A 10416-nucleotide genomic window follows, 5' to 3' on the forward strand; every position below is an offset into this window, starting at 1 on the left:
ACACCACGTGATCATTCCGGGGCCGTCTCCATGCCCGGAGGGCAGATCACGACCGTCACGCATCACGCATGATCAGCCACCCGACAGGCTCTCAGACCCGGTTGACGCGGTACACGTCCCGTACACACAGGTTGAGGACCGTGGCGGCCACGATGGCACCGGCACAGACCAGGAGCACGGTCCGATCGGCCCAGGCGTGTGCGGCGAGAGCGGCGACGAGGTAGCCGAGTGGGATGGCGACGCGTTCCCCGACACCGTTGAACGAGCTCAGACGGCCCAACTCCTCCTGCGGCACGTGCTGCTGGAGCGCGGTGTTCCATGCCACGATGGCGACATCCAGACCGATGCCCGCGAGCACGGCACCGAGCAGGACCCACGGGAGGGCCAGGCCGAGCCCCAGCGCCGTCGGCGGCAGGCAGAGCGCGGATCCGGTGATGACAGCGACGGTCAGCAGGCGGTGCGGCCGCCAGCGCAGACACACCACCGTCCCCGCCAGCAGACCGAACGCGAACGCGCCCTGGACGAGCCCCCAGGAACGCGCCCCCGAGTAGTGCTCCGTGGCGACGACCGGGCCGAGGAGCTGGAAGCCCGCCAGCCATGCGGCGACCACGACCGTTCCGGCGGCGGTGTACGTCCACAGCCAGGTGCGCGCGCGGAATCCGGCCCAGCCCGCCCGCAGGTCGGCCAGGGCGCTTCCGGTCGTGACCGGCGCTCCCAGGCGCAGACCGAGCAGCAGGAGTGCCGCGACGAGGAAGGTGAACGCATCCCACGACAGGGCCCACGCCGGACCGCCGATCGCGACGATGACCCCTCCGACGACGGGTCCGAGGACCTTCACGGCGTTGTTCGGCAGCCGCACCAGGGCATTGGCCTGTTGCAGGTGCTCCGCCGCGACGAGTTGCCCCACCACGCCCGTCGCGGCCGGCGCGGTGAAGGCCACGGCGACCCCCGACACGAATCCGCACGCGGCGATCGACACGGTCGTCGCGTGATGCGTGGCCACCAGCACGGCGAGCACCGCCTGTGCCGCGGCGGACAGGAGGTTGCCCAGAAACAGGATCCGGCTGCGCGACAGTCGGTCCGCGAGGACGCCGCCCGCGACGGTGAGGACGATCGTCGGGACGGAGTTCGTGGCCAGCACGACGCCGAGCGAGCCGGTTCCGCCGCCCTGCCCGATCACCGCATAGGCGAGTGCGAGGGGCGCCATCGCGGATCCGGTGGCCGAGACGAGATTGGCGAGCACGAATCGCCTGAAGGCCGCAACTCGCAGTGGTGTCAAGGGGGTTACCGAGTGCGTGGCAGTGGTCTTCATGATCCTCCCGAGGTGGCCCAGCGGGCACCCTACCTGTCCTCGGGAGCGGTCGAAGCGGCGCGTGGACGACCGCTCCGGGAGGGCGCGGCAGTCGCACGGATACGTCCCCGAGGCCGCCCGAGCGTTCCTCGGCGTGCAGGGGGCGGTGTGTGTGGGGGGAGTGTGCCGTGCGCACCTGCGGCGGCCCGGGAGCCGGGCCGGAAGACCCGCGTCCGGGTCCATCCGTGCGTATTCGGAGAAATGGTCAATACCTGTGGATCAAGCGTTCTGGACTCCCTGGATGACCAGCGATCTGTTCCAGCTCACCGTCCTGGGGTGCGCGACGCCCCATGCGAGCGTGGACAACCCTTGCTCCGGCTATCTGGTGTCCAGCGTCGATACCCGGGTCTGGGTGGATGCGGGCAGCGGGACGCTGGCCCAGCTGCAACGGCATGTCCGGCTGGATGAGCTGGACGCGATCTGGACCTCGCACCTGCACGCCGATCACAGCGCGGACCTGCTCACCGCTTACTACGGTGCGCTCTTCGCGGACGTGCAACTTGCCGCGCCCATCCCGCTGTACGGCCCGCCGGGCATCGCTGACCGGTTGGCCCACTTCCTCACCAACACCTCGACCCGTAGCCCGGTCGAATCCGCTTTCGCGGTCCATGAACTGCACGACGGGCATCAGGTGCACGTCGGCGCACTCACTTTGACCAGCCGGGCAGTGGCGCACGGCATCCCGGCTTTTGCCGTGTGCATCGAGGCCGGGGACCGGTCGTTGGTCTATTCCGGGGACACGGCGCCGTGCCCCGGCCTCACGCAGCTGGCCGAGGGGTGCGACGTGCTGCTGTGCGAGGCCGAGAGCGCGCAGGCGCCGGCCGAGGGCGAACAGGTGCACCACACGCCTGAGGACACCGGCGACACAGCCAGTGCAGCCCGGGCGGACCGGTTGATCGTCACGCACGTCGGCCGCTTCCTCACACCGCAGCAGGCGGTGGCACGCGCCTCGGCCCGGTTCGACGGTCCCGTCGACTACGCCGCCCCCGGTGCCACGTTCTCAATCGGTTAGGCCGCGACTGCCTCGGGGCGTTCGACGAGGAGGCCGTTCTCGAAGCGGGCGCCTGCGCGGACGAGGGCGACGACGGGGGGTGCGGTGATCGCTCGCCAGCGTTCCTGGGCGGACTCGACCGGCGAAGGTCGACGAGCTCCTCGCGTTCTACGACTTCCCCGCCCAGCACTGGGTCCACCTCCGCACGACGTCGGCCCACACGTAGACATAGTCGCTGGACGACAGGCCACGCTCCGGGTCCGCCTGGGCCAGGCCCACTACTGTGTCCTGGTCCTGATGGGCCGCGTGTCCGGCCGCCATTTCAGCACGGACCGGTGACCGTCCGGCCACCGGACATAGGCGGCACCCGTCTCTCCCCCCGGACACGGCCCCTCGACCATCGGCCGGACACCGGCCTCGGCGTACAGGGCCTCTGTCAACCGGTCGGCGTCCAGTCGTTCGGTACGTGTCCAGTCCTGCGGCGACGGAGAAGGGATCAACGGAGCATCATCCGTCCCCGGGCCCGTCCCCGTCGAAGTGGGCGCCGATGCCGCACCCCCGGAACCGGGCCGATCGCGCCGGCGATCCACGGCGGCACCGTGGCGGCCGCGCGGTACCGGGTGCGGCGCACGGAGGTCCGGACCGGGACGGGACCGGCCCGCCCGGCACGGTCGCACCGCGGATCTCCGCCGCCCTGGTGCCCGGCGCCCTCGACACGGCACCGGCCGTCCGGCCGCTGTGACCGTGGCGAGGAAGGGGGACGCCCTTCCTCGCCACGGCCGGCCCGTGGCCGACCGGCCTGCCGCGAACGGTGGCGGACCCGGTGGCCCCTGCATCCGCCCCGGTCTTCCCGGTCTACCCCGTCCGCCGCGGCCCGTGCGGCCCGTGCGGTCCTCCTCAGTCAGCCGAAGCGGTCCATCCCAGCGCCTCGATGCGCGCGGCATCGCCGGACCGGTTCTCGTCGAAGACCGTCCGGTTGCCGTCCTCGACCCGGACGGCGTCCACGTACACCCCGCGTCCCACGTACAGCTGGTCCGTGGCGTAACGCCACCGCAGTCGCACCTCCTTGCCGCGCCATGCGGCGAGATTCGCGTCGAGACGGTGCCAGATCCGGCCGGACCAGCCGGAGACCGAACCCGTCGGACGGGGTTCGGGCTCACGGTGGTCGTGATCTGCCATCGGCACGGTGGTGAACGGCACCGGCTGCCAGCTCGCCCCGGCGTCCGCCGACGCCTCCAGGAAGAGGACGTCGGACCCCGGCTCGGTGTCCCACCACAGGGCCGAACTCAGCGCCGCCCGTGATGAGGTGAGTCGCAGTGCGGGCAGCGTGAGCGTGGCCGTCGTGGCGCTCGCCAGTCCGGAGAACCACGCCGTGCGTCCTCGCGTGGGGCGGACGGCGACGGCGCGAGCCATCTGATTGGCCGCAGCGGCGCGCGGCGCGCTCCCGGAGCGCCAACTGCGCACCGGATGAACAGAGTTGCCGAGCACGATCAGGAACGAGTCGGTCGTCGGGTCCAGTACCAGGCTGGTGCCGGTGAAGCCGGTGTGGCCCGCCGTACGAGGAGTCGCCATCGCCCCCATGTACCAGTGCTGGTACAGCTCGAAACCGAGGCCGTGGGCATCGCCGGGGAACGCGGTGTTGAAGTCGGTGAACAGCAGATCGACCGATTCCTCGGAGAGAATCCTCGCGCGGCCGTACACCCCGCCGTTGAGCAGCGTACGGGCGAGGATCGCGAGGTCCCAGGCGCAGGAGAAGACCCCGGCGTGGCCCGCCACACCGTCCAGGCTGTAGGCGTTCTCGTCGTGCACCTCGCCCCAGACCAGTCCGCGGTCGAGGCCGGACCAGGGGGGCCGCGCGTCCTCGGTCGCGGCGATCTTCGGCTTCCAGGCGGCCGGCGGGTTGTACCGGGTGCGCTGCATCCCGAGCGGAGCGGTGATGCGCTCACGGAGCAGTACGTCCTGCGTGCGGCCGGTGATCTTCTCCAGGACCAGTTGCAACGAGATCAGATTGAGGTCGGAGTAGAGGTACACCGTGCCGGGCGCGTTGGCCGGCACCTCGTTCCACAGCAGCTCAAGCTTCCCCTCCCGCGTCGGCGCCGTGTACAGCGGAATCCAGGAACGGAACCCGGAGGTGTGCGTGAGCAGCTGACGGACCGTGATGTCCTGTTTGCCGCCACCGGCGAATTCGGGCAGGTACGAGGCGACTTTCGCCTCCAGCTCCAGTGTCCCGAGCTCGATCTGCTGCACGGCCAGGATCGAGGTGAACAGCTTTGACACCGAGGCCAGGTCGAAGATCGTGTCCTCGGCCATCGCGATCTGCTGATCGGGCGGGAACTCCACGCCCGTGTCGGTCTTCTCGCCGTACGCCGCGTAGCGCACGGCCTTGCCGATCGGGTGGTGCAGAGCCACCGTGCCGCCCCGCCCGGCGAGCAGTACCGCGCCCGCGTACCACGGGTGCTTGGGTGAGGCGGAGAGGAACTTCTCCGCATCGGCGACCAATTGGTCCAGGGGACCCTGCAACAACCCGGCGCGAGCGGCGGATCCGCGCCGCAACGTCGGCCGTCCCTGTGCCGACGCCGCGTCCGTACCGGCCTCTGTGCGCATGCCCGACGACTCCGCCTCCGACTCCATGGCCGCCGCCCGCTCCGCGAAGGGAATCGGCGCCAGGGCGAGTGCCCCGCCCAGAGCCAGCATCCCACCGCCCAGCCTGCGTCGGCTGATCCCTCCGCCGGCCGCGTCCTCGCTCATTCGGAACCCCTTCCCGCTGCCTGAAAGTAATTTTCGAATCTTCGTCCGGTGATGAAACTTCCTTCCGCCGCAGAGGTTACTGTCACCACCGCCGTCACGGAGTACCCCGGTGTCACAAAGAATCTGACACTGCATCAGAAAATGTCTTCCCTCGAATGTCCGGCTGCGGCATCCTGCGGCCCATGGAGACGGAGCTGAGCAAGAAACTGGGAGTCGAGCACGCCATCTTCGGCTTCACGCCGTTCCCCGCGGTGGCCGCGGCCATCAGCAGGGCCGGCGGATTCGGCGTGCTCGGCGCGGTCCGCTACACCGCCCCCGACGACCTGGCCCGCGATCTCGACTGGATGCAGGAGCACACCGGCGGCAGGCCGTACGGCCTCGACGTCGTCATGCCCGCGAAGAAGGTGGAGGGGGTGACCGAGGCCGACGTCGAGGCGATGATCCCGGCCGGGCACCGCCGGTTCGTCCAGGACACCCTGGCCAAGCACGGCGTACCGGAGCTGGCCGAGGGGGACGAGTCGGGCTGGCGCATCACGGGATGGATGGAGGAGGTCGCGCGCAACCAGCTCGACGTCGCCTTCGACCACCCCATCAAACTCCTCGCCAACGCCCTCGGACCGCCACCCGCCGACATCGTGCGGCGCGCCCACGACCAGGGCGTTCTCGTCGCCGCGCTCGCCGGAAGCGCCAAGCACGCCCGCCACCACGCGGACGCGGGCATCGACATCGTCGTCGCCCAGGGATACGAGGCGGGCGGCCACACCGGTGAGATCGCCTCCATGGTCCTGGTACCGGACGTGGTCGATGCCGTGGGACCGCTCCCCGTCCTGGCCGCCGGCGGTATCGGCAGCGGAGAGCAGATCGCCGCAGGACTCGCCCTCGGTGCCCAGGGCGTCTGGCTGGGGTCGCTCTGGCTGACCACGGAGGAGGCCGACCTCCACTCCCGCGCGCTGACGCGCAAGCTTCTCGCCGCGGGCTCGGGTGACACCGTCCGTTCCCGTGCGCTGACCGGCAAGCCGGCACGCCAGCTCCGTACCGAGTGGACGGACGCGTGGGACGACCCGGCGGGGCCGGGCGCCCTGCCCATGCCGCTCCAGGGGCTGCTGGTGGCCGAGGCCGTCTCGCGCATCCAGAAGTACGAGACTGGAGCCCTGCTCGGCACCCCCGTCGGCCAGATCGTCGGCAGGATGAACAGCGAACGCAGCGTCCAGGCCGTGTTCGACGACCTGACCCGCGGCTTCGAGCGTGCCGTGGACCGGATCAACCTCATCGCCGGACGGAGCGCCTCATGAACCGGCCGCCCAACGGCTTCTGGGCCCAGGCCGCCGCCGATCCCGGCCGCACGGTCCTGATCGCGCCCGACGGCGAGAGCTGGACGGCGGGCAGGCTGCACGCCGCGGCCAATCGCCTGGTCCACGGACTGCGGGCGGCCGGGCTCCGACGGGGCGACGCCTTCGCGGTCGTCCTGCCCAACGGGGTCGAGTTCTTCACCGCCTACCTCGCCGCTGCCCAGGCGGGCTTCTATCTCGTACCCGTCAACCACCACTTCGTCGGCCCCGAGATCGCCTGGATCGTCTCCGACTCCGGCGCCAAGGTGCTCATCGCCCACGAGCGGTTCGCACCGGCGGCGAGCGCCGCCGCCGACGAGGCGGGACTCCCGGCGACCCACCGCTATGCCGTGGGCGCGGTCGACGGCTTCCGCCCGTACGCCGAACTGCTCGAAGGCCAGTCCGACGCGCCGCCCGAGGTCCGCACCCTCGGCTGGGTCATGAACTACACCTCGGGCACCACCGGCCGACCGCGCGGCATCCGGCGTCCGCTCTCCGGCAAGCTCCCCGAGGAGAGCCACCTCGGCGGATTCCTCGGCATCTTCGGCATCAAACCCTTCGACGACAACGTCCACCTGGTCTGCTCACCGCTCTACCACACGGCCGTCCTCCAGTTCGCGGGCGCGTCCCTGCACATCGGGCATCCGCTGGTCCTGATGGACAAATGGACCCCCGAGGAGATGCTGAGGCTCATCGACGCCCACCGCTGCACCCACACGCACATGGTCCCGACCCAGTTCCACCGCCTCCTCGCCCTGCCCGACGGGGTGAAGCGGACCTACGACGTCACGGCCATGCGCCACGCCATTCACGGCGCAGCGCCCTGCCCCGACCACGTCAAACGCGCCATGATCGACTGGTGGGGGGGATGCGTCGAGGAGTACTACGCGGCCAGCGAGGGCGGCGGCGCCTTCGCCACCGCCGAGGACTGGCTGAAGAAACCGGGCACGGTGGGCAGAGCCTGGCCGATCAGCGAACTCGCCGTCTTCGACGACGACGGCAATCGCCTGCCGCCGGGCCAACTCGGCACCATCTACATGAAGATGAACACCGGGGGCTTCAGCTATCACAAGGACGAGACGAAGACGAGGAAGAACCGCATCGGCGACTTCTTCACCGTCGGCGACCTGGGCATCCTCGACGAGGACGGCTACCTCTTCCTCCGCGACCGCAAGATCGACATGATCATCTCCGGTGGTGTCAACATCTACCCCGCCGAGATCGAGGGCGTGCTCCTCGGCCATCCCGCGGTCGCCGACGCCGCCGTCTTCGGCATTCCCCACCCCGACTGGGGCGAGGAGGTCAAGGCCGTCGTCGAACCGGCCGGGGGGCGCGAGGCAGGGGGGACGCTCGCCGCCGAGATCCTGAGCCACTGCGCACATCACCTCGCCGGGTACAAGCGTCCCAGGAGCATCGACTTCATCGAGGCGATGCCCCGCGACCCCAACGGAAAGCTGTACAAGAGGCGGCTGCGCGACCCGTACTGGGAAGGGCGCAGCAGGGCGCTGTGAGGACGTCCGGGCTTCCCCGGGCTCCCCGCCGTGCCCGAACCCGCCCCGACCCGCACCCCGCACGGCATCGCGCACCACCATGCCGTGGACCGGCGTCGCGCGTCACGAACGGCCCTTGCCGACGGGACGCCGCGCCGGGATCAAGGCAGCCCGCGGAGACATTCGGCTGTCGGACGGCAAGGGCGTCCGGGGACCATCCGTGCCCCCTCGTTCGCCGTACGCCACACGCGCCCGGCACCCCGACGCCGTGCTGGCGATGGCGGGCGGCGTCGCGACCGGTGCCGACCTGACGCGGGTCCTGGGGCAGGGCGCCGACGGGGCCATGGCCGGAACTGTCTTCGTCCCCGCGGTGGAGTCCGCCGCACACCCGTACTACAAACAGCGCGTGGTCGACGCGTCGGCGAACGACACCGTCGTCACCACACGCTTCGACATCGGCTGGCCCGCCCGCCCGCACCGCGTACTGCACAACGCCCGGACGGGGACGGTGCCCCGGCACCCCGCGACCTTCATCGCGACGACCGGAGCGGGAGGCGGCCGATTCCCCGTTCCCCGGTACAGCGCGGCGGTCCCGGTGACGGGGACGGTGGGCCGGATCGAGGAGATGGCCATGTACTGCGGCCGGTCCTGTGCCCGGGTCGCCGGACAGCACCCGGCCGCCGTCCTCGTCGAACGATTCCGCCGACCCCATGAGGCGGCCGGCCGAACCCACGTCACCTCCACGGAAGGTGGGCCATGGAAGAAGCGCTCAAGCCGGTGACCGCATGGCTGCTGGCCAGGAACCCGGAGACCGGGGAGATCCCGGCCGATTTCGATCTGATCGAGAACCGGCTCATCGACTCCCTCGGTTTCATGGAGTTCATCCTGCTGCTGGAAGACCTCGTCGGCCGCGAACTCCCCCTGCGGGAACTGGATGTGGACCGATTCCGCTCGCTTCGGGCCATCCACGACGACTTCCTTTCCCCGCAGGCCACGAGCATGGGGAAGCATGACGCGTAGTACGGCGGGGCCGACCGAAGCAGGCCGGATCGTGGAGTACGGACGGGTCGTCTCCGTGCACTTGGCTCCTGTCGCCGGTGCACCCACCTACTCCGTCGCGCAGGCCCGCGCCGTCGCGGGACGCGGCCTGGCGAGCGACCGCAACTACTGGGCGGGGGACGGACCGCGACGCCCGGGTCGAGGCAGCGGCCGCGCCTCCGGCGTCTGCGACGTCACCCTGATCGAGATCGAAGCCCTGGAAGCCCTGGCCCGGGAAACCGCCATCGAGCTGTCGCCCGCGCAGTGCAGACGCAACGTCGTATGCCAGGGCATACGGCTCAATCCGCTGGTGGGCACGGAATTCCGGGTCGGCGGGGTGACGCTTCGCGGGCTTCGGCTGAGTGAACCCTGTGTCCGTCTCGAACAGCTGACCCGTCCCGGCCTGGTGCGCGGTCTCCTGCACCGAGGCGGGCTGCGCGCCGAAATCGTCCATGGCGGCCCGATCCACGTCGGGGACCCGGTGGGCCACGGCGGCGACCTCACCGTCCGGGCGCCGACGAACCCTCCGGCACCGCTGAGACGACCGCCCCGCACCGAGGAGCACCGCCCGTGACCGGCACCGGCACACCTCCGGGAAACCCCCGTTCCTCGGAGGTCCGGGTACAGATACCCGCCGCGAGCCCCGCCGAACTGCGCGACGCCGTCCGCGTGGCCCTGGCAGCCGTGCACACCCCACCCGCGCCCGCGGGGCCGGCAACGGCAAAGTGGCACCGGACCGTCTCCGGGGACTGGGGCCTGGCGGCGGGCGGCCTGCGGGCCGAACTCAGTGTGTCCTGGACGGCCCGGAACTACGCATCGTGGGCGGTGCCGACGCGGTCGGCCCGACGGCGATCACCCACCTGCTGGCGGACATCGCCCGAAGACTGCCGGGCGGCCCACAGCGCCGAACCCGGCACACCCCGCCCACGCCTTCGGCCGGGCCGGACGGCGGCAATGACCTGCTTCCCCGCATACCACCACCCGTGCCCACGGTGTCGGCCGTGTACCGTCTCCCGTCCGGTCTCCGCACGCATGAGCTCATGAGCTCACCTGCCGCGGCGGCCCACCTCGCCCTCCATGTCCTGCTCCGTGCCCCGGACATGGGCCCGCGCGCCGACCTCGCGGTGCTGATCGACCACGGCACCGCCGGAGCGGGCACCACTGCGGCCCGGCCGCAGCCGCGCCTCGTCGCGGACTCACTCGACGTCGGCCCGTCCGTCACGGGGGCCGAGGCACTGGCCCGCCGCCGACCCCACGGAGGTCCCGCGCCGTCCCGGGCTTCTATGCCGGCGCCGGGGTGGTGGCCGCGTTCGGGGCGGTCCGCACGGTCCACGCCGCAATGTAGCCCGGACGCGATCCTGTGCCTTCCCCCGTGCTGCTGCCTGGCCACCACGTCACGCCGCTGAACGGAGGAGGCCCCTTCCCACTTGAGCGTTCCCGCGATGAGAGCGGAACTGCCGGTGTAGCGTT

Annotated in this window: 10 protein-coding genes and 1 pseudogene; 7 read left to right on the forward strand and 4 right to left on the reverse strand. The window is 71.1% G+C overall.

The genetic code is table 11. The annotated features are described in order from the left end of the window. Nucleotides 1-91 precede the first annotated feature (91 nt). Nucleotides 92-1312 (reverse strand): MFS transporter, encoded by a 1221-nt coding sequence (locus ABZ826_RS37730; protein ID WP_361458899.1) that lies wholly within the window; start codon nt 1310-1312, stop codon nt 92-94. 280 nt (nt 1313-1592) lie between these two features. On the opposite strand from ABZ826_RS37730, the gene ABZ826_RS37735 reads away from it, so the two are divergent. After that, a complete protein-coding gene (locus ABZ826_RS37735) occupies nt 1593-2363 on the forward strand; it encodes an MBL fold metallo-hydrolase (protein ID WP_361458901.1) in 771 nt (256 codons plus the stop codon). On the opposite strand, the pseudogene ABZ826_RS37740 reads toward ABZ826_RS37735, so the two are convergent. The 3 genes and pseudogenes from ABZ826_RS37740 to ABZ826_RS37750 all read right to left on the reverse strand — a co-directional run. Then, a pseudogene (locus tag ABZ826_RS37740) lies at nt 2360-2482 on the reverse strand (IS256 family transposase); the annotation flags it as partial. The gene ABZ826_RS37735 and the pseudogene ABZ826_RS37740 overlap by 4 nt on opposite strands. Before the next feature lie 28 nt (nt 2483-2510). Next, complete coding sequence (locus ABZ826_RS37745) at nt 2511-2663, reverse strand: hypothetical protein (RefSeq protein ID WP_361458917.1); 153 nt, start codon at nt 2661-2663, stop codon at nt 2511-2513. 576 nt (nt 2664-3239) lie between these two features. After that, nucleotides 3240-5090: a serine hydrolase gene (locus ABZ826_RS37750; protein ID WP_361458903.1), complete on the reverse strand. Its 1851-nt coding sequence runs from the start codon at nt 5088-5090 to the stop codon at nt 3240-3242. A gap of 182 nt (nt 5091-5272) precedes the next feature. Here ABZ826_RS37750 and ABZ826_RS37755 point away from each other — a divergent pair, with 182 nt between their 5' ends. The 6 genes from ABZ826_RS37755 to ABZ826_RS37780 all read left to right on the forward strand — a co-directional run bounded on the left by ABZ826_RS37755 (nt 5273) and on the right by ABZ826_RS37780 (nt 10352). Beyond that, complete coding sequence (locus ABZ826_RS37755; RefSeq protein WP_361458905.1) at nt 5273-6382, forward strand: nitronate monooxygenase family protein; 1110 nt, start codon at nt 5273-5275, stop codon at nt 6380-6382. Continuing rightward, entirely contained in the window at nt 6379-7929 is a 1551-nt protein-coding gene (locus ABZ826_RS37760) for an acyl-CoA synthetase (RefSeq protein WP_361458907.1), read from the forward strand. Before ABZ826_RS37755 ends, ABZ826_RS37760 begins: the two co-directional genes overlap by 4 nt. A gap of 199 nt (nt 7930-8128) precedes the next feature. Next, complete coding sequence (locus tag ABZ826_RS37765; RefSeq protein ID WP_361458909.1) at nt 8129-8689, forward strand: nitronate monooxygenase; 561 nt, start codon at nt 8129-8131, stop codon at nt 8687-8689. Beyond that, entirely contained in the window at nt 8665-8928 is a 264-nt protein-coding gene (locus ABZ826_RS37770) for an acyl carrier protein (protein ID WP_361458911.1), read from the forward strand. Before ABZ826_RS37765 ends, ABZ826_RS37770 begins: the two co-directional genes overlap by 25 nt. Continuing rightward, a complete protein-coding gene (locus ABZ826_RS37775) occupies nt 8918-9520 on the forward strand; it encodes an MOSC domain-containing protein (protein ID WP_361458913.1) in 603 nt (200 codons plus the stop codon). Before ABZ826_RS37770 ends, ABZ826_RS37775 begins: the two co-directional genes overlap by 11 nt. 466 nt (nt 9521-9986) lie before the next feature. After that, entirely contained in the window at nt 9987-10352 is a 366-nt protein-coding gene (locus ABZ826_RS37780; RefSeq protein WP_361458915.1) for a hypothetical protein, read from the forward strand. The last annotated feature ends 64 nt before the right edge of the window (nt 10353-10416 follow it).

This window comes from Streptomyces sp. NPDC047515 (assembly GCF_040643055.1).
Taxonomy (GTDB): Bacteria; Actinomycetota; Actinomycetes; order Streptomycetales; family Streptomycetaceae; genus Streptomyces.